Here is a 24,887-nt window from a genome sequence, read left to right as displayed (position 1 = left end):
ATGATAACAATGAAAGATTTTGTTCCTGAAAAAGAACCAATCTTAAGAGAAAAAGCTAAGCCAGTAGAGTTTCCAATCAATGAAGAATTGAAAGAGACAGCTGTGGCTATGAGACAATTCTTAATAAACAGCCAAGATTCAGAAACGGCTGAAAAATATAACTTGCGTCCAGGCGTAGGAGTAGCAGCACCACAAATTGGTATCGACCAACAAATATTTGCTGTATATCTAATGGATTATGATGAAGAGGGAAATGAAACTGAACCTCTGATTGATGAAATCTTTGTTAATCCAAAAATCATAAGCCATGCGGTTCAAAAAGTAGCGTTGAAAGAGGGCGAAGGCTGTCTCTCAGTTCCTCGCGAAGTACCAGGAATCGTTCCAAGACCTAAACGTGTAACGGTTAAATATAATGATTTAGAAGGTAACGAAAAGAAAATTCGTTTAAGAGATTATGAAGCGGTGGTTGTACAGCACGAAATTGATCACATAAAAGGAATCTTATTCTACGATCATATTGACGAAAAAACACCTTGGGAACCAGATGAAGATACAACATTGATTTAGTGAAAAATATCGACAACTCTTTTAATATTGTTATTGACAATTCAGTCAATCATGGGCTATACTATAAGAGTTGTCAGTATTGATTTGGTCTAGTAGCTCAGCTGGATAGAGCATTCGCCTTCTAAGCGAACGGTCGCAGGTTCGAATCCTGCCTAGATCGTACAGAAACATTGATATGACGCGCATTGTATCATGACGTTCTAACTGGGGGTAAGTTGTTTTATGAAACCCCCCCTAAAAGTCGGCTATTATAAGCTTGTCGTATCATGCTGAAATAGGATTATATTGTTGACTGAATAAACCTCTTACTTACTAAAGTAGGAGGTTTTTTTGCTTTTAAAAAATTTTAGATAGAACATCTATCTGAGAATAGTAACATTTTCCCGAAAGGTGTATAGTAGTAATTATCAAAAAAGGTAGGTGATCGGCATGGAATATAAACTCATAACTAAAGACGAAGAAGCAGCATTGAATTTACCGAATGAGCCGGTTGAATTATATGGCAAGTTAGTTGTTTCATTAAATAAGAAACAATGGACTTATAAAGAAGAATTGTTCGAGCAAGATGAAGAACAAACTTTTCCTGAAGAGAACTATATATATGAAGAGATTGTTGTAAAAGGATTTGCGATTGGAGCTTTTCAAGATTCAAAATGTGTCGGCTTAGCTGTCTTTGAACATCAATGGAATAAGTATATGTACTTAGCTGATTTAAAAGTAACAAAAGAATATCGCCGATTTGGACATGGTCAAGAGTTAATTAAACAGGGCTTCATAGAAGCTCAAAGTCTAGGTTATAAAGGCTTATTCACTATTGGACAAGATAATAATTTAGGCGCTTGTAAATTTTATTTAAATCAAGGTTTTGAGATAGGTGGCTTTAATAATCGCGATTATGATTTTACTCAGCAAGAGGGAAAATCAGATATATATTTCTATTTAAATGAGATGAGAAATTAGAGACCTTTATTAAAATATTTTCATAAAAGACAAAGCTGTGTTATAATGACTTATACGAAAAGAGGAGTGACACATAATGACAAATAATTATATGACGCGTGTTTATGACAAATTATCAAAAACTTTTGAGCATGAAACAGAATTTTTACAAGCTGTGAAAGATTTTCTTGATGCAATTGAACCAGTGATTGAAAAACATCCTGAATATGAAGATTTGGCAATACTTGAACGAATCACTGTGCCAGAAAGAATTATATCTTTCCGTGTTCCTTGGGTAGATGACCGAGGGAAAGTTCAAGTGAATCGTGGTTACCGTGTGCAATTTAATTCCTTAAATGGACCTTATAAAGGTGGTATTCGCTTCCATCCATCAGTAAACCAAAGTATCATGAAGTTTCTTGCTTTTGAGCAAATCTTCAAAAATTATTTAACAGGTCTACCAATCGGTGGAGGTAAAGGTGGTGCTGATTTTGATCCTAAAGGGAAATCAGACAATGAAGTGATGAACTTTACTCAAAGTTTTATGACTGAATTACAAAAATACATTGGTGCTGACGAAGATGTGCCTGCCGGTGATATTGGTGTAGGTGCACGAGAAATTGGGTACATGTTTGGACAATACAAACGCTTAAACGCTAAGACTCCGGGTGTATTAACTGGGAAACCTATTCCAGCTGGAGGGAGTCAAGGACGTGCTGAAGCAACGGGTTACGGATTAATTTACTTCTTATTAGAAATGTTGACTGAAGTGAATGAAACACTAGAAGGTAAACGAGTGATTATTTCTGGTTCTGGGAATGTTGCTTATTATGCTGCGAAGAAAGCCATGGAACTTGGTGGTGTAGTTGTTTCTTTTAGTGATTCAGATGGGGCAATTTATGCTGAAAATGGTATCGATTTAGATACGGTAAAACAAATTAAAATTGATAACCGTGGAAGAATTAAAGAATATATTGATGCTCATTCAGATGCTGAGTATTTTGAAGGTTCACTTTGGGATCATGATATTAAAGCAGATATTGCCTTACCATGTGCAACTCAAAATGAAATTAACGAAGAACAAGCCCAACGTTTAGTTGATAATGGAATTAAATTTGTCGCTGAAGGGGCAAATATGCCAAGCCATACAAATGCAGTAAAAGTATATAAAGAAAACAAATTATACTATGGGCCTGGTAAAGCCGCTAACGCTGGTGGGGTTGCGGTATCTGCGCTTGAGATGAGTCAAAACTCACAACGACTAAGATGGACAACGGAAGAAGTTGACGAGAAACTTAAAGTCATCATGAAAGATATCTTCAAACAAGCATTAGATGCAAGTAATGCTTATGACTTAGATCATGATTATGCTGCCGGAGCAGATATTGCATCATTTGAAAGTATTGCTAAATTAATGATTATGAATGGTGTCGTATAAGACACACGAAATAATAAGCTATTGGGTGAATTTTTCATCTGATAGCTTATTTTATTTTCAAAAATCTCAGGGACATTTTTCATATTTCCACACTTTAAATACGACCCAACACATATCTTCAACAAAATAAAGCTATAATAATACTTAAAACGATTACACAATATAACAATAATGATTTGAATAATCGCCATTCCTAATAGTTTCTATCGGCTTAAAAAAACTTTAAACTTTTATAGTTTGACAACCAAACTAATTTCATTTATTATTTGACTATCAAATAGTTTGAATATCAAACGAAGTTGATGAGAGGTGATAATGAGTGGATAATGGGACCGTTACAAAAATTAACGATTATTTGGTCCAAATATTTAATGAAGTACTATTAATTGAAGAAAATTCGCTTAGACAAAGTGAGTTTTCAGATCTAACTATTAAAGAGATGCATACTATTGAAGCAATTGGTCTTAAAGGAAATTTAAGTTCATCACAAGTAGCAGAGAAATTATCTGTCACTAAAGGTACTTTGTCTGTGTCCATACAAAATCTTGTGACAAAAGGCTATGTTGAACGGGTGCGTTTAGAAGAAGATCGTCGAGTTGTTAGACTTAAGTTGTCTAAAAAAGGAAAACTACTCTTTCGCTTGCACCGCAAATTCCATCTAGATATGGTAAGAGATACAATCGCAGGTCTAGATAAAGAAGAAGCGGAAATGTTAATTAAGGGATTAGGTAATCTACATAATTTCTTAAATGACATTAAAGAGAAATTGTAGAAAAGGAAGATGATATGAGTCGTATTATTGCTACAGGAGCGTATTTACCGGAGAAAGCTGTATCAAACACAGAATTAATCGAAGTAAATCAGTTAGACTCATCCACAGAATGGATTGAGCAACGAACTGGTATAAAACAACGTTTTTTTGCAAATGATGAAGAGACAGTGGCGAGTATTGCGACAAATGCCGTAGACGATTTACTTAGTAAACTGGATGAAGATATTCGACATGACATTAAGTTGATTATAGTTGCAACAATGTCTCAAAGAGAATATACACCATCGACAGCCAATAAAGTGCAGTTAAATCTGAATTGTCACAATGCCATTAGTTTTGATATTAATGCCGCATGTAGTGGATTTGTCTATGCATTGGATATTGCTGAGAAAATGTCAAAATCATTTTCATCTGGCTACACATTAGTGATTGGTGCTGAGAAGATGAGTCAGATTTTAGATTTCAATAATCGGGCTACGTCTATCTTATTTGGTGATGGCGCTGGGGCATTGTTAATTGCCAATGACGGCGAAGGTTTACCTGAATATGATAGTTGTTTGAATTCTCGTGGCGATGAAAATCTATCCATCGCAGTAGCTCCTAATGAAGAAGGAGATATTACTTTGACGATGAATGGACGCGAAGTGTTCAATTTCGTTCAAAGAACGGTTCTTCCGTCATTAGATCAATTTGTAAACAAACAAGAAACTTTAGATTATATCGTTAGTCATCAAGCGAATTTCCGCTTTATAAAGATGATGTCCAAAAAACTAAAGATGGATTTATCAAAAATACCATCGAACATAGACCGTGTTGGGAATGTATCTGCTGGAAGTATTCCAATTTTATTAAATGAAATGGTTGAAGCAAAACAAATCAGACTAGATGGCACTCAAAGTGTTGTTATGATTGGTTTTGGTGCAGGCTTAACATGGGGCGAAGTACACACAAAATTATAAAAATTATTGGAGGAAAATATTATGTTTGAAAAAATTAAAGAAATTATCGTGGATCAATTAGGTGTAGAAGAGAATGAAGTAACCTTAAAAACTAGCTTTGAAAACGACTTAGAAGCGGATAGCTTAGATATCTTCCAAGTAATCAATGAAATCGAAGACGAATTCGATATTACAATTGATACTGACCAAGACTTAAAAACAGTTGGAGATTTAGTTAGTTACGTTGAAGGATTAGACAAATAATTTTTCTCGTTAGATAAAGGAAGGTATATATGAAGACAGCCATTACAGAATTACTAAACATTGAATATCCTATTGTTCAAGGTGCAATGGCATGGGTTGCTGATGCAGATTTAGCGAGCGCAGTATCCAATGCTGGTGGATTAGGCGTTATAGGAACAGGACATGACCCTGTTGAATTAGTTCGAGAAAAAGTTGAATTAATGAAGTCAAAAACTGACAAACCATTTGCAGTGAATGTCATGCTTTTAAACGCAAATACCCAAGAGGTTGTTGATTACTTAATCGAATCTGGAATAAAAATCATCACAACAGGTGCAGGAAACCCTGCGAAATACATGCAAAGATTTCACGATGCAGGTATTAAAGTGATTCCAGTTGTAGCTTCAGTCGCTCTTGCGCGACGTATGGAGAAAATTGGAGCTGCCGCTGTTGTTGTTGAAGGGATGGAAGCTGGGGGACATATCGGTAAATTAACGAGTTTAGCCCTTTTAGCTCAAGTCACAGAAGTTGTAACGATTCCTGTCATTGCTGCAGGAGGATTCGGAGATGGTCGTGCTTTAGCAGCAGCTTTAATGCTAAGTGCTGACGGTATCCAAGTGGGTACACGTTTCGTTGTTGCAGATGAATCAAATGCTCATGATAACTTTAAGGACGCGATCCTTAAAGCAAGTGACATTGATACTGTTGTAACAGGTCAGATTACAGGACATCCAGTCCGAGTTCTGAGAAACCGACTAACAAAAGAATATTTACAAGTCGAGAAAGAAATCACAAGTCTTCCAGGTCAAGACTTTTCACGGTTGGAGCAAATGGCTCAAGGCGCTTTAAGAAAGGCCGTTGTGGAAGGCGATACAGTAGGTGGATCAATGATGGCTGGCCAGATTGCCGGTTTAATTAAAGAAAGACAAACTGTTAAAGAAATTATCGAAGATTATATTCAAGTAGCGAAAGAAACATATAAGGAAAAAGCAAATTATTTTGAAGCTTAATTGAAAGGGTGATTTTATGAAATTGGCTATTATATTTAATGGTCAAGGTGCACATTATGAAGGTATGGGAATGGGTTTTGTCGAAGCATTTCAAGAAGCAAAAGAAATCTTCACTCAAGCAGAAGACATCACTCAATTACCGATTCAAACGTGGATCAATTCTGATATCAATCAATTGGCTTTAACAAAAAATGCTCAACCTGCAATCGTTACAACAAGCTTAGCTATTTATGAATCGATTAAAACTAAACTCCCAGCCATACAATATATGGCTGGGTTAAGTTTAGGTGAGTATAGTTCTTTAATTGCCAGTAACATATTAGAACTTGACGAAGGATTAAATTTAATCAAAAAGCGTGGAGATATTATGTCCGCGTACTGTGAACACATCGAAAAGGATGCAAGTTACCTTATGGCAGCAGTAATTAATATGCCCATCGATGAAATTAAGACACTTGTTGAAAGTATTCATACTGAAGAGACGCCTATATATATTGCTAATTACAACTCGCCGACTCAAATTGTCGTCGCAGGCATAAAAGAAGCAGTCACTGCTTTTAGAAAAGAAGCAAAAAGTTTAGGTTATCGTAAGGTCATACCTTTAAAAGTAGAAGGACCTTTCCATACTCCGATTATGAAAGGGATGCAAGCAGACTTCGAAAAAGTACTTGCCGACACAAACTTTCAAGTAGGAACAGTTCCAGTAATTAGTAATGTAACTGTTGAGAATCATTCAACAGATCAGATTCGTACTTTATTAAGCGACCATTTGGTTAAACCAGTGAAATGGTTCCCAACGGTTCATCGCTTAAAAGAAGAGGGAATTACACATGTTATCCAAATTGGACCAGGAAATACCTTAGCTAAATTAATGGCGAAGGATGAATTGGCTCCAGAAGTTTTTGTAGTGGATAAAGTTGAAGATGTTGAAGAATTAATACAATGGTTAAGTAGTGGAGGGAAATAATGATATTAACATGTTTAATCAGCGGTAGCTCAAGAGGAATTGGTCTTGGCATCGCTAAACATTTAGCAGAAGCTGGGCATCAAGTAATTTTAAATAGTCGTAAACCAATTGCTGAGGAAGTACTTCAAGAATTTGCTGACTATGAATTGGAAGTAGGTCAAGCCATCGGAGATATAAGTAACTTTGATGGAGCGAAACAACTTGTTGAAGAAGTACGCGAAACCTATGGCAGAATCGACGTTTTAATTAATAATGCGGGTATTACAAGCGATGGATTATTCCTTCGTATGACAGAAGAAGATTTTGATAACGTGATCAATACAAACTTAAAAGGAACATTTAACTTAACAAGATTTGTATCACCGATTATGTTAAAACAAAAATCTGGGACAATTATTAATATGTCTAGTGTTGTAGGTGTAACAGGAAATCCAGGGCAAGCAAATTATGCTGCCAGTAAAGCAGGCGTAATCGGTTTAACTAAGTCTTTAGCGAAAGAGCTAGGAAGTCGATCAATCACTGTCAATGCGATAGCGCCAGGTTATATTGAAACAGATATGACTGACGCTTTGAGTGATAAAGTTAAGAAAACTATGTTAAGTCACATTCCATTAAAACGCTTTGGTCAAGTTGAAGAGATTAGTTCTGTCGTTGATTTCTTGATTACTAACCGATATATTACCGGTCAAGTCATCGAAGTTAACGGTGGATTACATATTTAAGGAGGATTCTATGAGAAGAGTCGTAATAACAGGTCTAGGAACTGTATCACCTATTGGTAATAGTGTCGATGCATTCTGGGATAGTGTATTAACAAATAAATCAGGTATTGCACCAATAGAAGGTTTTGATGCTTCTGAAACAGGCGTGACTGTTGCTGGCGAAGTCAAAGGTTTTGATGCAAGAGAAGAATTAGGAAGAAAAGATAGCCAGAGAATGGACAAATTCTCACAATTTGGTGTCGCAGCAAGTAAAGAAGCTGTTGAGATGAGTGGTTATGATATTTCAAGTAATCCATTTAATGTTGGGGTAATGGTGAGTTCAGGAATTGGTGGACTACATGCTATTCAAAACGGTATTTTAAAGATGAAAGATAAAGGCCCTAAAAGAGTTCCACCATTATTTGTTCCATTAACAATTGGGAACATGGCCGCTGGGAATATTTCAATGCAGTTTGGTGCACGTGGAATCAGTTTAGATATTGTAACAGCTTGTGCAAGTGCCACAAATGCGATTGGTGAAGCGTTTATTAAGATTCAAAACGGTTTATTAGACGCCTGTATCGCGGGTGGGGCTGAGTCAACGATTAACGAAATCGGAATCTCAGGTTTCGCGGCTTTAACTGCTTTATCTACAAATGAAGATCCAGCAAAAGCATCTCGTCCCTTTGATAAAGACCGTGACGGTTTTGTTATGGGAGAGGGAGCAGGGATTGTATTCTTAGAATCATTAGAATCAGCTCAAGCACGTAATGCAACAATTTATGGTGAAATTGTTGGTTATGGTTCAAACTCAGACGCTTATCACATGACTGCTCCATTACCTAACGGAAGTGGTGCTGGAGAAGCGATGAAAACTGCAATCAAAATGGCAGGAATTGAAGCCGAAGATGTTGATTATATCAATGCTCACGGCACAAGTACACCAACAAATGATTCAGGTGAAACGACAGCGATTAAATATGCTTTAGGAGATCACGCACATAAAGTACCAATTTCAAGTTCTAAAGGACACTTTGGACACTTATTAGGAGCAGCCGGTGGTGTGGAATCAATTATGGTGATTAAATCATTGCAAGAAGGCTTTATCCCACCAACTTTAGGTCTAGAGACACCGGACGAAGAATGCAATCTTGATTATGTACCTGGTGAAGGACGGAAACAAGATATTCAATATGCTTTATCAAATTCTCTGGGTTTTGGTGGTCATAATGCCGTCCTTTGCTTTAAACGTTGGGATGGTGCGTAATTTTGAATCAAGAACAATTATTATCATTAATCGATAAATTAGATCAATCATCACTCGCTTTCTTAAATTATGAAACAGACGATGTAAAACTCGTTCTTTCAAAAGAAATGCCTAATGAAGCACCGGCTTTCTACGGACACCAAGAAGAAAGTAAACTAGCACAAACAACGACAGTAGAGCAAGAAACAGCTCCAACCCAGATCGATGAAGCGAAACCAGTAACAAACGACATCGACGTTGAGGAAGGTGAATTCATTACATCACCAATGGTTGGGGTAGTATATTTACAACCTAACCCAGATAGCGAAGCATTCGTTAAGGTTGGTGACACTGTGTCAGAGGGAGATACAGTCGTAATTATTGAAGCAATGAAATTAATGAATGAAATTCAAGCGAACCATTCAGGAACAGTTGTAGAAATTCTTGTTGAGAATGAAACTGTTGTTGAATTTGGTCAACCAATTATGAGAATTAACTAGGAGGAAAACAATGACACTATTAACAGCAACTCAAGTAATGGAAATTATTCCAAATCGTTACCCAATTTTCTTTATCGATGCAGTGGATGAATTAATTCCGGGTGAAAAAGTTGTCGCACGTAAAAACGTGACAATTAACGAAGAAGTATTCCAAGGACACTTCCCTGGAGAACCTGTATTCCCAGGTGTTCTAATTGTAGAATCATTAGCACAAGCAGGCTCAATTCCATTATTATCATTAGAAGGATTTGACGGAAAGACAGCTTACTTAGGTGGTTTAAATAAAGTTAAATTCCGTAAAAAAGTTGTTCCTGGAGATGTATTACGTCTTGAAGTTAATATTAAAAAACTAAAAAGTAATGCAGGTATCGGAATTGGTAAAGCATACGTTGGAGATAAAGTTGTATGTGAATGTGAAATGACATTCATTATAGGGGCGAAATAAGATGTTTAAAAAAGTTCTCGTGGCAAACCGCGGAGAAATCGCGGTTAGAATTATACGTGCGCTCCGCGAGATGGATATTACTTCAGTGGCTATCTTCAGTGAAGCAGATCGGAATGCCTTACATACTGAATTAGCGGACGAAGCCATTTGTATTGGTCCAGCAAAATCTTTGGATTCATATGCAAATCCAGTCGCTGTCATCAGTGCTGCTTTAGCAACAGGAGTGGATGCAATCCACCCTGGTTACGGTTTTCTATCAGAACGAAGTGATTTTGTGACTTTATGTGAAGATGTAGGTATTGAATTCATTGGACCGAATAGTCATATTATTGATGTTATGGGACATAAACAACATGCCAGAGATACAATGCGTAAGTCTGGTATTCCAATTACTCCTGGTAGTGCTGGGTTAATTTATTCAATTGAAGAAGCCCGTGATATTGCACTTGATATTGGATACCCTTTGATGATTAAAGCCGCAGATGGTGGTGGTGGTAAAGGGATGCGCCGTGTAGAAGACGCTTCACAATTAGATGCATTGTTTAGTCAAGCACAGAATGAGACGGAAGCAATTTATGGAAATAAAGACCTATATATTGAACGTATTATTGCTCCTGCAAAACATATTGAAGTTCAATTGTTAGGAGATAAATACGGTAACGTTATTCATCTAGGAGAAAGAGATTGCTCATTCCAACGTAACAATCAAAAGGTTCTAGAAATCTCTCCAGCGGTCAGTCTGCCCCTAGAGGTCAGAAAAAACATATGTGAAACAGCTGTAAAAGCAGCGGAAGCCATAGGCTATCAGAACGCGGGAACCATTGAGTTTTTAGTTGATAAAGACAATAACTTCTTCTTCATGGAGATGAATACACGTTTACAAGTTGAGCATCCCGTAACTGAAATGGTTACAGGTGTGGATATAGTAAAAGAACAAATCCGTGTAGCCATGGGTGAGCCATTAACTTATAAGCAAGAGGATATTCAAGTAAAAGGCTTTGCGGTTGAAGTACGTTTGAATGCAGAGAATCCAAGAGATAATTTTAGACCTTCCGCTGGTCACATTAATCAATTAATGTTTCCTGCAGGCGGTCTAGGTTTACGAATTGAATCTGCTCTTTATCCTCATTACACATTACCACCATTCTATGATTCAATGGTGGCGAAAGTAATTACGCATTCAAATACTTTAGAAGATGCTTTGAAGATAATGGAGCGCGCTTTATATGAAGTGACTGTTGAAGGTGTTGAAACAAATATCGACTTACTCGAAGCACTTGTAAGTGATGAATATATTAATTGGGACAGAGTGCATACGAAGTGGTTAGAAACCCACTATATGCCAAAATGGTTAGAAAAAGAAGAAAATACTGAAGAATAAGAGGTGATGTTTTGGCTTTATTTAGGCGAAAAAAAACAATAAGAATTAATCCAATTAGTCCCGCTGAAGTAGCCACACAAAGATCATCTATTCCAGATAATATTGCAGAAAAATGTCCACATTGTGATCGAATTATATTACAAAATCAAATTACAGAAGATTACTGTTGCCCACATTGCAGTGAACATCTACATTTTCCAGCTTATGAACGTATTCAATGGTTAGTAGATGAAGGGTCATTTAAGGAATGGGATAGCGATCTAAACGCGAAGAACCCACTAAATTTTCCAGGCTATAGTGCCAAGTTAGAAAAAGCGCAAGATAATACACAATTGAAAGAAGCAGTCGTCGCAGGTGAAGCAGAACTTGATGGTAGAGCAATAGCAATTGGTGTGATGGATAAACGATTCGTCATGGCAAGTATGGGGACAATTGTCGGTGAGAAAATTACACGGCTGTTCGAGCATGCGACGGAGCATAAACTACCTGTTATTCTCTACATTGCTTCTGGTGGAGCTAGGATGCAAGAAGGGATCTTATCCTTAATGCAAATGGCGAAAATCTCGCAAGTGGTTGCGAAACATCAAGACGCAGGTTTATTTTATTGTAGTGTGTTGACAAATCCGACCACCGGTGGTGTCACAGCGAGTTTTGCGATGCAAGGGGACGTAACACTAGCAGAACCTCGGGCAGTCGTAGGTTTTGCAGGGAAACGTGTGATTGAACAAACAATTAAAAGTAAATTAACGAAAGACTTTCAACAAGCTGAATGGGTATTTGATAATGGTTTTATCGATTCAATTGTACCAAGATTAAACCAGAAACAAATCATCAACCAATTAATCCAAGCTCATTCATATGAAGGTGGTGTGTAATTATGAGCAAAGCCTATGAAAAAGTCTTAAAAGCGAGAGATTTAAAAAGAATCTCAACCATTGATATCATTGAGAATTTAACTGATTGGTTTATTGAATTACATGGAGACCGTCATATGGAAGATGATAAATCCATTATTGGAGGTATCGGCATGTATGACGGGCAACCTATAACGATTATCGGTATTCAAAAAGGCCGTACAACCCGTGAGAACATAGAACGAAACTTTGGGTCAGTCGGCCCAGGCGGTTACCGAAAAGCAATTCGTCTTGTCGAACAAGCGAATAAATTTAATCGTCCAATATTAACCTTAATTAATACAGCTGGAGCACATGCCTCACCAGAATCAGAAGAGACAGGTATAGGGGAAGCAATCGCTCAATCACTATTAACTTTTGCGAAAGTTGAAGTTCCTACCTTATCGATAATTCTCGGAGAAGGTGGAAGCGGGGGAGCGCTAGCTTTGGCATTAACAGATGAAGTGTGGATGCTTGAGAATAGCGTTTACTCTATTCTATCTCCAGAAGGCTTTGCATCTATATTATGGAAGGATGCGAAACTGGCTTCAAAAGCAGCGGATGTCATGAAACTTACGGCAGAAGATTTACACGAATTAAAAGTCGTAGAAAAAATCATTTCAGAGATAAATCATGGAGTTCCTTTAAACCGAGATGTCATCTTAAAACGGACTATAAATGATATTAAAGCGAAGTTTAAGGAATTAAATCAGCTGGATGTAGAAACACGATTAGCCAATCGAAATAAACGATTTAGATCTTTTTAAGCGATAAAATAAATAAGTGTTAGTGAAATAGTTCACTGACACTTATTTTTTTGTGACAAAATAATTCGATTAGGTGAAATATAGGCGAAATGAATAAAAATATCTTATTAATTGCTAAAATAATAATTACTTTAGTATATTAAAAATAAACAGTTAACAATGTAGATGCAGCAAGTATTTATATGAAATTTTATGCAATAGATGACTCAAAACATTAAATAGAAACAATTTATAAAAAGAACTATAAAAAAACATTATAACAAACAAATTGGAATCATCTCATTTGATTATAATAAATGTTACAGGCGAATTTTGTACTACAACAGAATTTCCTTATTGAAACACATTTTCAATGAAAATATAACAACAAATAAAATTTTAAATTTCAATCGACATATTGTGAAGATTTTCTCAACAAGCTTAAAATCAGGTTTTGTAATCGTTTTATAATTTTTATAATACTTGCAATTATTTAATGAGCGTGATAAATTAGAAATAACTGAATAGTACAGTTTATTGTGCTTTGTATTATTCTATATTATTTTAAGAGAGGAATGTGTAATAGCATGGCAAATAAAAAAGTTCCTGCAAAAATGGAAGATCTGCTAAGAGCAGACAACTTTGATTTTAGCACAGTTCAAATATTAGATAATGACGGAAAGGTAGTTAATGAGGAATTAATGCCTGAACTTTCAGACGAAGAATTAGTAACATTTATGGAAGATATGGTTTTCTACCGCGAGTGGTATAACCGTACTCAAGCATTAAGTCGTCAAGGACGTTTAGGATTCGTAGCTCCAACAACTGGACAAGAAGCTTCTCAATTAGGAACAATTGCGGCAACAACTGAAGATGACATTATCTTCCCAGGATACCGCGATATACCTCAATTAATGCAACATGGATTACCTAGTTACAAAGCATACTTATGGTCTAAAGGACATGTAGAAGGAAGTACTTACCCTGAAGATTTCCGAGCTTATCCACCACAAATTATTATTGGTGCTCAGTATGTTCAAACTGCTGGTGCAGCTTTGGGTATCAAGAAAAATGGTCGTAAAGCCGTAGCAATGACTTGGACGGGTGACGGTGGTTCATCTCAAGGTGATGTGTATGAAGGAATGAACTTTGCCGGAGCTTATAAAGCACCAGCAATCTTCGTAATTCAAAACAACGGTTGGGCTATCTCAACTCCACGTGAATTCCAAACTGCAGCACCAACATTAGCTCAAAAAGCTGTAGCAGCTGGTATCCCAGGTGTTCAAGTTGATGGTATGGATATTTTAGCGGTTTATGCTGTAACGAAAGCTGCGCGTGAATATGCGATTGCAGGAAACGGACCAGTATTAATCGAAACATTATGTTACCGTTTCGGACCTCACTCACTATCAGGTGATGATCCAAAACGTTACCAACCAGAAGGTGCTCAAGACGAATGGCGTCAACGTGACCCATTAAACCGTTACCGTAAATTCTTAACTGAAAAAGGATTATGGACAGAAGAAAAAGAAAACGAAGTAGTTGAAAACACTAAAGAAGCTGCTAAAGAAGCAATTAAACAAGCAGAATCTACTCCTAAACAAAAAGTTTCGGACTTCTTGAAAAATATGTTTGAAACTCCTGACTATGTAACACAAGAACAAATTGAATACTACGAAGCAAAGGAGAATAAATAATCATGGCTCAAATGACATTGATTCAAGCGATCACAAACGCTTTAGAAATTGAATTAGGCAACGATGACCGTACTTTAGTCTTCGGTGAAGACGTAGGAGCTAACGGTGGGGTATTCCGTGCCACAGAAGGTTTACAAGAAAAATTCGGAGAGGACCGTGTATTTAATACACCTTTAGCAGAATCTGGTATCGGTGGTTTAGCCGTTGGTTTAACATTTGAAAACTTCCGTCCAATTATGGAAATCCAATTCTTCGGATTTGTTTTCGAAGTTATGGACTCAATTGTAGGACAAGCAGCGCGTACTCGTTACCGTACAGGTGGATCACGCACTATGCCAATTACAATCCGTTCACCATTTGGTGGGGGAGTTGCGACACCAGAAATGCACGCGGACTCATTAGAAGGTCTAATTGCACAATCTCCTGGTATTAAAGTAGTTATCCCATCTAACCCATATGATGCAAAAGGATTATTAATCTCTGCAATTCGTGATAATGACCCTGTTGTTTACTTAGAACATATGAAACTTTACCGTTCATTCCGTGAGGAAGTTCCAGAAGAAGAATATACAGTTCCTTTAGGAAAAGCAAACGTTGTTAAAGAAGGTACTGACGTATCTATCATTACTTATGGTGCAATGGTTCGTGAAGCTATCTCAGCAGCGGAAGCGCTTGAAAAAGACGGCGTTTCAGCTGAAATCGTTGACTTACGTACTGTTCATCCTTTAGATATCGAAACAATTGTTGCTTCAGCTGAAAAGACTGGACGTGTTGTCGTTGTTCAAGAAGCACAACGTCAAGCAGGTGTTGGTGAGAAAGTAATTTCTGAAATTTCACAACGCGCCATTCTTTCATTAAAAGCTCCAATTGGATTTGTAGCAGCTCCTAATACTGTCTTCTCATTCGGTATGGCAGAAAAAGACTGGTTACCAAATGCTGATGATATCGTAGCAAAAGTAAAAGAAGCTACTGATTTCTAATTATAAATACTTAGGGTAGTTCTGCTACCCTTTGGTTATTTGTTAAACATATCTGAAAACGAGAAAGGATGTAAACACCCAATGGCATTTAAATTTAAATTACCTGAATTAGGCGAAGGTATCGTTGAAGGTGAAGTTGTATCTTGGTTAGTTGCTGAAGGCGACCAAGTTCAAGAAGACGATATTTTAGTAGAAATTCAAAATGATAAAGCAGTAGAAGAATTACCTTCTCCAGTAAGTGGAACAGTTTCAAAAATCGTTGCACAAGAAGGTGAAGTAACAACAGTTGGTCAAGTACTACTAGAAATTGACGCACCTGGTTACGAAGATGAAGCTGAAGAAGTGGCTCCAGCGGCTCCAGCTCAAGAAGCACCAGCGGCTAAACCAGCAGCAGGTGGATCTAACTTCATGTTCCGTTTACCTGAATTAGGTGAAGGAATTATTGAAGGTGAAGTTGTATCTTGGTTAGTAGCTGAAGGCGATACAATTGAAGAAGATCAAATTCTAGTAGAAATCCAAAACGATAAAGCAGTAGAAGAACTACCTTCACCATATGCTGGTAAAGTGGTTAAAATCCATGCATCAGAAGGAACAGTTGCAGTCGTTGATGATATCTTAGTTGAAATTGATGCACCGGACTACGAAGGTTCAGGTGATGATACTCAATCAACACCCGCATCACCTACTGCTGAAGCAGGCGAAGATCCAGCACAACAACCTGCTGATTCTAACGCTCAACCAGCAGCATCTACAGGTACTGCAGGCGTAAACAGCGCAACAGGACGCGTTCTAGCAATGCCTTCTGTACGTAAATTAGCACGTGACAAAGGAATTGATATCACATCAGTAACACCATCTGGTAAAGGTGGACGTGTTACAGCTGATGACGTGAATAACTTTGATCCAAATCAAACAACAGCTCAAGCTCCAGTGGCAGTAGCAGCACAAACTGAAACAGCTTCTGAAGTGAAAGCAGCTCCAGCTAAAGAAGCACCAGCTAAAGCAGCAGAACCAGCTTCTGTACCAGTTTCAGAACGTCAAACTCGCGAACCTATGTCAGGTATGCGTAAAGCAATTGCTCGTGCAATGGTTAACTCTAAACATACAGCACCTCATGTTACATTACATGACGAAATTGAAGTTTCTAAATTATGGGATCACCGTAAGAAATTCAAAAATGTTGCTGCAGAACGCGATACTAAATTAACATTTTTACCATATGTTGTTAAAGCTTTAGTAGCAGCTGTTAAGAAATACCCAGTATTAAACGCATCGATTGATGACTCAACTAACGAAATAGTTTACAAAAACTACTTCAATATCGGAATTGCAACAGATACAGATCGTGGATTATACGTACCAAATATTAAAGATGCTAACGCATTAAGCATGTTTGATATTGCTGACGCAATCACTGATTTATCAGGTAAAGCTCACGAAGGTAAATTATCTGCTTCTGAAATGGGAGATGGAACTGTTACAATCTCAAATATCGGTTCTGCAGGTGGTAAATGGTTCACACCAGTTATCAATTATCCAGAAGTAGCTATCTTAGGTTTCGGTTCAATTGTACAACAACCTGTTGTTAATGACGAAGGTGAATTAGCAGTTGGACGTGTTGTTAAATTGTCATTAAGTTTTGACCACCGTATCGTTGACGGTGCTACAGCACAACACGCTATGAACGAAATCAAACGTTACTTAGCAGATCCAGAATTATTGTTAATGGAAGGATAAGGTGAATAAATAAATGGTAGTTGGAGATTTCGCAGTTGAATTAGATACAGTTGTTATCGGTTCAGGCCCTGGTGGATATGTTGCAGCGATTCGTGCAGCACAACTAGGCCAAAAAGTTGCCATCATTGAACGTGAACATATTGGTGGAGTTTGTTTAAACGTAGGATGTATTCCTTCTAAAGCACTTATTAGTGCTGGACATGCATACCACAATGCACAAAACAGTGAAGTATTTGGTGTAACAACTAACGAAGTTAAATTAGACTTCAAACGCACACAAGAATGGAAAGACAATGAAGTTGTTTCAAAATTAACTGGTGGCGTTGGAATGTTACTTAAAAAGAATAAAGTTGAAATCATTAAGGGAGAAGCTTTCTTCCAAGATGATCATCATTTACGTGTTATTCATGAAGATGGAGCAGAAAGTTATTCATACAAAAATGCAATCATCGCAACAGGTTCTCGCCCAATTGAAATCCCAGGATTCAAATTTGGTGGACGTGTTATCGATTCAACTGGTGCTTTAAACTTAACTGAAGTACCTAAAAAATTAGTTGTTATCGGTGGTGGAGTGATTGGTTCAGAATTAGGTATGGCTTATGCTAACTTAGGTTCTGAAGTAACTATCCTTGAAGGTTCACCTCAATTATTACCATCGTTTGAAAAAGACATGGTAAGAGTTGTTGAGAAAGAAATGAAAAACCGTAATATGACTGTTCATACAGGCGCAATGGCTAAAGAAGCAGTTGATAACGGAGATTCAGTTACTGTTAAATTTGAAGTTAACGGTAAAGAAGAAGAAGTAAATGCTGATTACGTATTAGTATCAGTAGGACGTCGTCCAAACACTGACGAAATGGGCTTAGATTTAGCAGGCGTTAAGATGACTGATCGTGGTTTAATCGAAGTTGATAACCAAGGTCGTACTAACTTACCTAACATCTATGCAATTGGTGATATCGTTGCTGGTGCGGCATTAGCACATAAAGCTTCATACGAAGGTAAAGTTGCAGCAGCTGCAATCAGCGGTGAAGCTGACACTGTAGACTACGTTGCAATGCCAGCAGTAGCATTTACAGATCCAGAATTAGCTTCTGTAGGTCATACTGCAAAAACAGCTAAAGATGCTGGATTATCAGTTAAAGCATCTAAATTCCCATTCGGTGGTAACGGTCGTGCAATTTCATTAGACCAAACTGAAGGATTCGTTCGTTTAGTTACAACAACAGAAGATAATATTCTAGTCGGTGCTCAAGTAGTAGGTCCGAACGCATCCGAGGTATTAACTGAATTAATCCTTGCTGTAGAAGGTGGCTTAAATGCAGAAGATTTAGCATTAACTATTCACTCTCACCCATCATTAGGTGAAGTTGTAATGGATACTGCCGAACTAGTATTAGGTCAACCAATCCACATTTAATTTAATTTTTGAGAGAGTAAGTAAAAACTTACTCTCTTTTTTTTGCATATTTTATAAACTATAACAACATGTGGGTGTATATAAAGTACAAAGGAACACTAAAAAAAACTTGAAATATTAAAAATAAATTGTTTTTATTATTTTTGTAAACATTTGATTTAATCAAGGTGGTAGCGTAATCATTATGAAATATATAAAAATAATAGCCCGGAAAAATTAAAATAAAAAATAAAATATTTTTTGTTAGTAAACTTAATACAAAAAAATAAATACTATAATGTAAAATATATTCAAGGTCAATATAGTACTACACAAAAAAACGCTGTGGTTACTGACTAGTAAGTGTTTGTGTTAATGTAATTTCCATGGTAAAATAAAAAATGTTGAATAAATATTTAATAGCTTTTTATTTGACGTGATATAAACTATAAAAAGTTTGTGCACAATATTTTTAAAGAAAGAGGGGTCGCTTTTGAGTGAGACAAAATTAGTTAATCTATTCGGTATTAATGTCGGGTTTAATACATTAGTTGCAATGATTGCTACTTTGATTATTGTATTTCTTCTATCTTTATTTTTCACACGTAAACTGAAGGTTGAGAATCCTGGAAAGACACAAACTGTCTTTGAGTATTTAATATCATTTATTAATGGGATAGTTGAGGAATCATTTGGTAGTCAAAGTCAACCTGTCTACGTCATGTTAGCTTTGACGCTATTTTTATTCGTTTTTGTATCAAATGTGCTTGGTTTACCATTTTTAGTAGAAGCTCATGAGATTTCGTATTGGAAAAGTCCGACAGCGGATCCAATCGTCTGTATTGCATTAGCTCTTACTATGAATTTCATTTCGCATATTCTAGGGATCAAAAAATTTGGTTTTGGTGGATATTTCAAAAAGAATTATGCTACACCTAATGTAGCCGTACTCCCGATTAAAGCTGCAGATGAAATTATTTCAATTGCTACTTTGTCATTACGTTTATTTGGGAATATCTTTGCAGGTGAGATACTACTCGCATTAATCGCTCAATTAGGTAACAGTTTCGGTTTAGTTACTTGGTTAGCTGGGATACCATTACAAATGGTATGGCAAGGATTTTCATTATTCATTGGGGCATTACAAGCATATATCTTTGTAACGTTATCCATGGTTTATTTATCACATAAAGTTGTTACTGAACATTAAAATTTTAAAATATAAAGGAGACATATAATTATGAACGGAATTGGTGCTGCAATAGCGATTGCTTTCGCTGCTTTAGGGTCTGCGATCGGGAACGGTTTGGTTATTTCAAAAGCAATTGAGTCGATGGCTCGACAACCAGAAATGGAAAGTAAAATTAGAGGGACAATGTTTATCGGTGTAGGTATGATTGAGGCTATCCCAATTATGGCTGCCGTTATTGCTTTTATGTTACTATTCATGTAAGAATTAACTACGGAAAATGGAGGGAATTAAATGCTTGAATCAATACTTCAAACAGGAGTAGGTCATTTCTTAATGACAATTATATCCTTCGCTATTCTTTTATTTATCGTTTCTAAATTTGCTTGGGATCCCATATCAAAGATTCTACAAGAACGTGAAGAAATAATTGATAGTAATATTAACGATGCTAAAGTAGCGAAAAAAAATGCTGAAGCAACGGAAGATGAAGCAAGAGAAATGCTAACTAACGCGAGAACTGAAGCCAATAAATTAGTACAAGATACAAAATGGCAAGTTTCAAAGATGAAAGCTGATCAAATTGAACGAGCAAAAGAAGAGATAGAAGAAATGCGCACACAAGCAGAACTATCTATTCAACGGGAACGTAGACAAATGCTGGAATCAATGGAAGATCAAATTGGTAAATTATCTATCGAAATTGCTGAACAAGTATTAAGACGTGAAGTAAATTCGGAAGACCACCAACAATTGATATCAGAATTAGTATTAGAAATGGATGCGAGTATAAATGAAAGTAGATAATATAAATAATTCACTTAATGAAGAACAATTACTACAACAACTTGCTTCATTTTCTATCAATAAAAAACGAATCAGAGAAGCAAGTGAGCAAGATGATTATCGTTCGAATGAAAAAGTGAGAATAACAAGTGCACAACAATTAACTGATGAAGAAAGAAAAAAAGTTATTGATGCGGTGAATCATGTCATTCCTTTCGACAATGATAAAGTCGATTTTCGTGTAGATCCATCCATGATAGCTGGAATCAGAGTACAAAGTACAACTTACTTTTACGATAACAGTTTAAAACGTAAATTAAATGATTTAAATGGTTATCTACACAAACAAATCAATATGAAATAGAGGTGAAATAATTGGAAACTGAAAAATTAACTACGCGGTTACGTCAACAGATCCAACAATTTGATGCATCGCATCACCTTGAAGAAATCGGAATCATTTCTTTCATTGGGGATGGTATTGCCCGAGTAAATGGTTTAGATAATGCCATGAACGGTGAGATGATTGAATTCGCTAATGGTACTATTGGCATGGTGCAAAACTTAGAAAAAGATGATATCGGTGTGATTATCCTTGGAGAATATGTTGATATTGACGAAGGAGATTTAGTTCGTCGGACGAATCGAGTGATGCAGGTTCCAGTAGGAGAAGCCCTATTAGGAAGAGTTGTCAATCCACTTGGAGAACCATTAGATGGGAATGGACAAATTATCAATAAGAAAAATCGTCCGATTGAAGCAGAAGCACCAGCAATTATGGATAGAGAAAGTGTTGCTGAGCCAATGCAAACAGGGATTAAATCCATTGATACATTAGTTCCAATTGGACGAGGACAACGTGAATTAATTATCGGAGACAGAAAGACTGGTAAGACAACTTTAGCCGTAGATACGATCATTAATCAAAAAGATGAAGATGTTATTTGTATTTATGTAGCAATTGGTCAAAAAGAATCTACTGTTAAAAACTTAGTGACAACATTGGAACATCACGGAGCAATGGATCATACGATTGTTGTTTCTGCGAGTGCATCATCAATGTCGAGTCTATTATATTTAGCTCCATATGCGGCTACAGCTATGGGTGAAGAATTTATGTATAACGGACGCCACGTATTAATTATTTATGATGATTTATCAAAACAAGCAGCAGCTTATCGTGAGATGAGTTTATTACTTAAAAGACCTCCTGGACGAGAAGCATATCCCGGTGACGTATTCTACTTACATTCACGCTTATTAGAACGTTCAGCTAAATTGAATAAAGAAATGGGTGGCGGTTCAATGACAGCTTTACCGATTGTAGAAACACTTGCTGGAGATATATCTGCATATATTCCGACAAACGTTATTTCGATTACAGATGGACAGATCTTCTTGGATCAAAATCTATTCTTCTCTGGAGTAAGACCTGCCATTGATGCTGGGTTATCAGTATCTCGTGTCGGGGGATCAGCACAATTGAAGGCAATGAAGAAAGTTGCCGGGACACTTCGCTTAAACTTAGCAAGTTACCGAGAACTCGAGGCATTCTCTCAATTCGGAGCAGACTTAGATGAGTCCACTCAAAGAAGATTAGATCAAGGTAAATTAACGGTTGAAGTATTAAAACAATCGTCTCATTCACCAATACCCGTAACGAATCAAGTAATTATGTTATTTGCTTTAACTCACGGGTATTTAGAAAATATCCCTGTTGATCAAGTGAAATACTATGAAGAGCAATTATACGATTATATCGAGACAACTCATTCAGATGTCTTGAAAGAAATTGTAGATACGGGTGATTTGCCGGATCAAGAAAGCTTAGACAATTTATTAAGTAACTTTGGAGAAATGTTCCGAACAATGCAAACAGTAGATTAATCGAGGTGAAATATATTGGCATTAGAAGAAATTAGAAGACAAATTGATTCAATCAATAAGACATCTCAAATTACTAAAGCAATGAGTTTAGTTTCTACGACAAAGTATAACCGAATTGTTAATATATCAAGTAATTATGAAATATATGCAACGAAAATTAAACAAACGGTTGCAAACTTAATGCGTCAAGTTGGTGATATAAGTAATGCTGGTTATGTAACGAATAGTGACTTAACGAGTATCGTCGATTTTCATGATTTACTAATTAATCGACCCGTTAAGAAATCAGGTTACTTAGTGATTACATCAGATAAAGGATTGGCTGGTGGTTACAACTCAACAATATTGAAAGAATTTAAAGCATTATTGGACGAAAGAAATCAAGGTGCAGAAGATATCGTTGTGATGGCCGTCGGTGAACCTATTATGAAATTATGTCGAAAAGAAAATTTTAATGTTGCACACGAGTTGCATCATTTATCTGACTTTCCGACATTTACACAAGTTCAAAGTTTAATCCAAAAATGTGTTGAGTTATTTAAAAACGAGACTTTCGATGAATTATATCTAGTTTATAATCATTCAATAAATGCTTTGCAAAATGAATTTCGTTGTGAGCAATTATTACCTCTGACAAATCTTCCAACTGAAGAAAAAACAGATGTTGATTATGCCATAGAACCTGATGTTCCAGATGTGTTAGATATACTGCTTTCTCAATATGCAGAAAGTATGATTTATGGAACAATCTTAGATGCAAAAACCGCAGAACAAGCAAGTCGCATGCAAGCAATGACTCAAGCAACTGATAATGCAACTGATTTAATTAAGAATTTACAATATGTCTATAATCAACAAAGACAAAAACGCGTAACGAATGAAATCATCGAGATTACGAGTGGTGCGAATGCACAAAATTAAAGGAAAGAAGGCAAGATAACATGAGAATTGGAAAAGTAGAACAAGTTATCGGCCCAGTCGTCGATGTTCGGTTTCCTAAAGACGATGGCGTCCCTCATATTCAGAATGCTTTAGTGATCATTCCAAATGAAACGGAAGAGACAGTTACTGAAGAGGATTTAAATCGTGATGATGTAACAGTCGTCGAAGTATCATTGGACTTAGGTGAAGGGGCTGTTAGAACTATTGCTATGAATGCGACTGAAGGTTTAAGTCGTGATATGGTAGTGGTTGATACAGGTTCAACTATCCAAGTTCCTGTTGGAAAAGAAGTTTTAGGACGAGTATTTAATGTGCTCGGTCAGACAATCGATCGCCGTGGTCCATTAGAAACTGGCTATGAATTGAAAAGTATCTATAATGATGCTCCAAAGTATGAAGACTTAGAAAGTAACTTTGAAGTATTGGAAACTGGAATTAAAGTTATTGACCTATTGGCACCTTATTTAAGAGGTGGGAAAGTCGGGCTCTTCGGTGGTGCTGGAGTTGGTAAGACAGTACTCATTCAAGAATTAATCCACAATATCGCACAAGAACGGGATGGGATTTCCGTCTTTGCTGGTGTTGGAGAACGTTCTCGTGAAGGGAATGACTTAATTCAGGAGATGGCTGAGAGTGGTGTTGATAAGAATACTGCCTTGGTGTTTGGTCAAATGAACGAGCCACCTGGAGCGAGAATGAGAACTGTATTAACTGGTTTAACTATGGCAGAATATTTCAGAGATACAATGAAACAAGACGTACTACTATTCGTTGATAATATCTATCGTTTCACTCAAGCAGGATCTGAGGTATCAGCACTATTAGGACGTATGCCGTCTGCTGTTGGTTACCAACCGACATTAGCAAGTGAAATGGGCGCCATGCAAGAACGTATCGCTTCTACGGTTGATGGTGCGATTACTTCGATTCAAGCTGTATATGTTCCAGCAGATGACTATACTGACCCGGCGCCAGCGACAACGTTTGCCCATCTGGATTCAACAACAAACTTAGACCGTAAGTTAACGTCACAAGGTATTTATCCAGCAGTGAACCCGCTAGAATCAACATCGATTGCTTTATCTGAAGATATTGTTGGGAATAGACATTATCAAATTGCAACACAAGTTCAACAAACATTGCAAAGATATAATGAATTGCAAGATATTATCGCAATTCTTGGTATTGAAGAATTAAGTGATGAAGAGAAAGTGACAGTGACACGTGCACGTCGTATTCAATTATTCTTATCACAAAACTTCCATGTAGCTGAACAGTTTACTGGCGTTCCAGGTTCGTTTGTAACCGTTGAAGAAACATTAGATGGCTTTGAAGGTATCTTAGAAGGTAAATACGACACTCTACCTGAAGAAGCGTTTAGAAACGTGGGTGCGATTGATCAAGTGATTGACAAAGCTGAAGAATTAGGTATTGATGTTTCCCAATATAAATAAATAATTCGATTCAGGAAGTGAGGTAAGTAA

At 36.7% G+C, this 24,887-nt stretch carries 26 protein-coding genes and 1 tRNA gene; all 27 read left to right on the top strand.

Annotated elements, in window-relative coordinates:
- The 27 genes from def (at position 1) to atpD (ending at position 24,857) form a co-directional block, all read left to right on the top strand.
- On the top strand, positions 1–567 hold the full coding sequence (def, locus tag ACEN3Z_RS00950; RefSeq protein WP_407089199.1) for a peptide deformylase: 567 nt from the start codon (positions 1–3) through the stop codon (positions 565–567).
- Positions 568–653: 86 nt separating this feature from the next.
- Positions 654–727, top strand: a tRNA-Arg gene (locus ACEN3Z_RS00945).
- Between the two features lie 269 nt (positions 728–996).
- Positions 997–1,527, top strand: coding sequence for a GNAT family N-acetyltransferase (locus tag ACEN3Z_RS00940; RefSeq protein WP_407089198.1), 531 nt, complete (start codon positions 997–999; stop codon positions 1,525–1,527).
- A gap of 91 nt (positions 1,528–1,618) precedes the next feature.
- Positions 1,619–2,944 (top strand): NADP-specific glutamate dehydrogenase, encoded by a 1,326-nt coding sequence (gene gdhA / locus ACEN3Z_RS00935; RefSeq protein ID WP_407089268.1) that lies wholly within the window; start codon positions 1,619–1,621, stop codon positions 2,942–2,944.
- Positions 2,945–3,263: 319 nt separating this feature from the next.
- Positions 3,264–3,716, top strand: a complete 453-nt coding sequence (locus ACEN3Z_RS00930; RefSeq protein ID WP_407089197.1) for a MarR family winged helix-turn-helix transcriptional regulator — start codon at positions 3,264–3,266, stop codon at positions 3,714–3,716.
- 14 nt (positions 3,717–3,730) lie between these two features.
- The gene (locus tag ACEN3Z_RS00925; RefSeq protein WP_407089196.1) at positions 3,731–4,675 is read left to right on the top strand and encodes a beta-ketoacyl-ACP synthase 3; all 945 of its coding nucleotides are present in this window, start codon (positions 3,731–3,733) and stop codon (positions 4,673–4,675) included.
- 21 nt (positions 4,676–4,696) lie between these two features.
- On the top strand, positions 4,697–4,918 hold the full coding sequence (locus tag ACEN3Z_RS00920; protein WP_407089195.1) for an acyl carrier protein: 222 nt from the start codon (positions 4,697–4,699) through the stop codon (positions 4,916–4,918).
- 29 nt (positions 4,919–4,947) lie between these two features.
- The gene (locus tag ACEN3Z_RS00915) at positions 4,948–5,907 is read left to right on the top strand and encodes a nitronate monooxygenase (RefSeq protein ID WP_407089194.1); all 960 of its coding nucleotides are present in this window, start codon (positions 4,948–4,950) and stop codon (positions 5,905–5,907) included.
- Positions 5,908–5,923: 16 nt separating this feature from the next.
- Positions 5,924–6,874, top strand: coding sequence for an ACP S-malonyltransferase (locus ACEN3Z_RS00910; protein WP_407089193.1), 951 nt, complete (start codon positions 5,924–5,926; stop codon positions 6,872–6,874).
- Positions 6,874–7,596: a 3-oxoacyl-[acyl-carrier-protein] reductase gene (gene fabG, locus ACEN3Z_RS00905; RefSeq protein WP_407089192.1), complete on the top strand. Its 723-nt coding sequence runs from the start codon at positions 6,874–6,876 to the stop codon at positions 7,594–7,596. The genes ACEN3Z_RS00910 and fabG overlap by 1 nt, the downstream gene beginning before the upstream one ends.
- A gap of 10 nt (positions 7,597–7,606) precedes the next feature.
- Positions 7,607–8,842 carry a beta-ketoacyl-ACP synthase II gene (gene fabF / locus ACEN3Z_RS00900; protein ID WP_407089191.1) on the top strand — a complete coding sequence of 412 codons (1,236 nt, stop codon included), beginning with the start codon at positions 7,607–7,609 and terminating at the stop codon, positions 8,840–8,842.
- A 2-nt stretch (positions 8,843–8,844) separates the two neighbouring features.
- Positions 8,845–9,321, top strand: a complete 477-nt coding sequence (gene accB / locus ACEN3Z_RS00895; RefSeq protein ID WP_407089190.1) for an acetyl-CoA carboxylase biotin carboxyl carrier protein — start codon at positions 8,845–8,847, stop codon at positions 9,319–9,321.
- Positions 9,322–9,331: 10 nt separating this feature from the next.
- Positions 9,332–9,766 (top strand): 3-hydroxyacyl-ACP dehydratase FabZ, encoded by a 435-nt coding sequence (gene fabZ, locus ACEN3Z_RS00890; protein WP_138404059.1) that lies wholly within the window; start codon positions 9,332–9,334, stop codon positions 9,764–9,766.
- 1 nt (position 9,767) lies between these two features.
- The gene (locus ACEN3Z_RS00885; protein ID WP_407089189.1) at positions 9,768–11,147 is read left to right on the top strand and encodes an acetyl/propionyl/methylcrotonyl-CoA carboxylase subunit alpha; all 1,380 of its coding nucleotides are present in this window, start codon (positions 9,768–9,770) and stop codon (positions 11,145–11,147) included.
- A gap of 11 nt (positions 11,148–11,158) precedes the next feature.
- On the top strand, positions 11,159–12,022 hold the full coding sequence (gene accD / locus ACEN3Z_RS00880; protein WP_407089188.1) for an acetyl-CoA carboxylase, carboxyltransferase subunit beta: 864 nt from the start codon (positions 11,159–11,161) through the stop codon (positions 12,020–12,022).
- Positions 12,023–12,024: 2 nt separating this feature from the next.
- Positions 12,025–12,807 (top strand): carboxyltransferase subunit alpha, encoded by a 783-nt coding sequence (accA, locus tag ACEN3Z_RS00875; protein WP_407089186.1) that lies wholly within the window; start codon positions 12,025–12,027, stop codon positions 12,805–12,807.
- Positions 12,808–13,373: 566 nt separating this feature from the next.
- Entirely contained in the window at positions 13,374–14,483 is a 1,110-nt protein-coding gene (gene pdhA / locus ACEN3Z_RS00870; RefSeq protein ID WP_407089185.1) for a pyruvate dehydrogenase (acetyl-transferring) E1 component subunit alpha, read from the top strand.
- Between the two features lie 2 nt (positions 14,484–14,485).
- A complete protein-coding gene (locus ACEN3Z_RS00865; protein WP_197104787.1) occupies positions 14,486–15,463 on the top strand; it encodes an alpha-ketoacid dehydrogenase subunit beta in 978 nt (325 codons plus the stop codon).
- 81 nt (positions 15,464–15,544) lie between these two features.
- The gene (locus tag ACEN3Z_RS00860) at positions 15,545–17,200 is read left to right on the top strand and encodes a 2-oxo acid dehydrogenase subunit E2 (RefSeq protein WP_407089184.1); all 1,656 of its coding nucleotides are present in this window, start codon (positions 15,545–15,547) and stop codon (positions 17,198–17,200) included.
- A 13-nt stretch (positions 17,201–17,213) separates the two neighbouring features.
- Entirely contained in the window at positions 17,214–18,620 is a 1,407-nt protein-coding gene (gene lpdA / locus ACEN3Z_RS00855) for a dihydrolipoyl dehydrogenase (RefSeq protein WP_407089183.1), read from the top strand.
- Between the two features lie 472 nt (positions 18,621–19,092).
- A complete protein-coding gene (atpB, locus tag ACEN3Z_RS00850; protein WP_407089182.1) occupies positions 19,093–19,809 on the top strand; it encodes a F0F1 ATP synthase subunit A in 717 nt (238 codons plus the stop codon).
- A 30-nt stretch (positions 19,810–19,839) separates the two neighbouring features.
- Entirely contained in the window at positions 19,840–20,052 is a 213-nt protein-coding gene (atpE, locus tag ACEN3Z_RS00845; RefSeq protein ID WP_407089180.1) for a F0F1 ATP synthase subunit C, read from the top strand.
- 30 nt (positions 20,053–20,082) lie between these two features.
- A complete protein-coding gene (atpF, locus tag ACEN3Z_RS00840) occupies positions 20,083–20,595 on the top strand; it encodes a F0F1 ATP synthase subunit B (protein WP_407089179.1) in 513 nt (170 codons plus the stop codon).
- Entirely contained in the window at positions 20,582–20,938 is a 357-nt protein-coding gene (locus ACEN3Z_RS00835; RefSeq protein ID WP_407089178.1) for a F0F1 ATP synthase subunit delta, read from the top strand. The genes atpF and ACEN3Z_RS00835 overlap by 14 nt, the downstream gene beginning before the upstream one ends.
- Positions 20,939–20,949: 11 nt before the next feature.
- On the top strand, positions 20,950–22,461 hold the full coding sequence (gene atpA, locus ACEN3Z_RS00830) for a F0F1 ATP synthase subunit alpha (RefSeq protein WP_407089177.1): 1,512 nt from the start codon (positions 20,950–20,952) through the stop codon (positions 22,459–22,461).
- A gap of 15 nt (positions 22,462–22,476) precedes the next feature.
- Positions 22,477–23,382 carry an ATP synthase F1 subunit gamma gene (gene atpG / locus ACEN3Z_RS00825; protein ID WP_407089176.1) on the top strand — a complete coding sequence of 302 codons (906 nt, stop codon included), beginning with the start codon at positions 22,477–22,479 and terminating at the stop codon, positions 23,380–23,382.
- A 20-nt stretch (positions 23,383–23,402) separates the two neighbouring features.
- Positions 23,403–24,857, top strand: coding sequence for a F0F1 ATP synthase subunit beta (gene atpD / locus ACEN3Z_RS00820; protein WP_407089175.1), 1,455 nt, complete (start codon positions 23,403–23,405; stop codon positions 24,855–24,857).
- Positions 24,858–24,887: the final 30 nt, after the last annotated feature.

This window comes from Ruoffia sp. FAM 26254 (assembly GCF_045528545.1).
Lineage (GTDB): Bacteria > Bacillota > Bacilli > Lactobacillales > Aerococcaceae > Ruoffia > Ruoffia halotolerans.
Note: the sequence above shows the minus strand (reverse complement) of the source record. Positions and strands in the feature narration are given on the sequence as shown.

What these genes read in the sequence shown, in the direction of transcription:
- ACEN3Z_RS00940 (WP_407089198.1), top strand. Translation starts at nt 997, where the DNA reads ATGGAATATAAACTCATAACTAAAGACGAAGAAGCAGCATTGAATTTA.
- lpdA (WP_407089183.1), top strand. Translation starts at nt 17,214, where the DNA reads ATGGTAGTTGGAGATTTCGCAGTTGAATTAGATACAGTTGTTATCGGT.
- ACEN3Z_RS00925 (WP_407089196.1), top strand. Translation starts at nt 3,731, where the DNA reads ATGAGTCGTATTATTGCTACAGGAGCGTATTTACCGGAGAAAGCTGTA.
- ACEN3Z_RS00835 (WP_407089178.1), top strand. Translation starts at nt 20,582, where the DNA reads ATGAAAGTAGATAATATAAATAATTCACTTAATGAAGAACAATTACTA.
- pdhA (WP_407089185.1), top strand. Translation starts at nt 13,374, where the DNA reads ATGGCAAATAAAAAAGTTCCTGCAAAAATGGAAGATCTGCTAAGAGCA.
- atpE (WP_407089180.1), top strand. Translation starts at nt 19,840, where the DNA reads ATGAACGGAATTGGTGCTGCAATAGCGATTGCTTTCGCTGCTTTAGGG.
- fabZ (WP_138404059.1), top strand. Translation starts at nt 9,332, where the DNA reads ATGACACTATTAACAGCAACTCAAGTAATGGAAATTATTCCAAATCGT.
- ACEN3Z_RS00885 (WP_407089189.1), top strand. Translation starts at nt 9,768, where the DNA reads ATGTTTAAAAAAGTTCTCGTGGCAAACCGCGGAGAAATCGCGGTTAGA.
- ACEN3Z_RS00860 (WP_407089184.1), top strand. Translation starts at nt 15,545, where the DNA reads ATGGCATTTAAATTTAAATTACCTGAATTAGGCGAAGGTATCGTTGAA.
- fabF (WP_407089191.1), top strand. Translation starts at nt 7,607, where the DNA reads ATGAGAAGAGTCGTAATAACAGGTCTAGGAACTGTATCACCTATTGGT.
- gdhA (WP_407089268.1), top strand. Translation starts at nt 1,619, where the DNA reads ATGACGCGTGTTTATGACAAATTATCAAAAACTTTTGAGCATGAAACA.
- ACEN3Z_RS00865 (WP_197104787.1), top strand. Translation starts at nt 14,486, where the DNA reads ATGGCTCAAATGACATTGATTCAAGCGATCACAAACGCTTTAGAAATT.
- ACEN3Z_RS00910 (WP_407089193.1), top strand. Translation starts at nt 5,924, where the DNA reads ATGAAATTGGCTATTATATTTAATGGTCAAGGTGCACATTATGAAGGT.
- atpD (WP_407089175.1), top strand. Translation starts at nt 23,403, where the DNA reads ATGAGAATTGGAAAAGTAGAACAAGTTATCGGCCCAGTCGTCGATGTT.
- fabG (WP_407089192.1), top strand. Translation starts at nt 6,874, where the DNA reads ATGATATTAACATGTTTAATCAGCGGTAGCTCAAGAGGAATTGGTCTT.
- def (WP_407089199.1), top strand. Translation starts at nt 1, where the DNA reads ATGATAACAATGAAAGATTTTGTTCCTGAAAAAGAACCAATCTTAAGA.
- ACEN3Z_RS00915 (WP_407089194.1), top strand. Translation starts at nt 4,948, where the DNA reads ATGAAGACAGCCATTACAGAATTACTAAACATTGAATATCCTATTGTT.
- accA (WP_407089186.1), top strand. Translation starts at nt 12,025, where the DNA reads ATGAGCAAAGCCTATGAAAAAGTCTTAAAAGCGAGAGATTTAAAAAGA.
- atpF (WP_407089179.1), top strand. Translation starts at nt 20,083, where the DNA reads ATGCTTGAATCAATACTTCAAACAGGAGTAGGTCATTTCTTAATGACA.
- ACEN3Z_RS00920 (WP_407089195.1), top strand. Translation starts at nt 4,697, where the DNA reads ATGTTTGAAAAAATTAAAGAAATTATCGTGGATCAATTAGGTGTAGAA.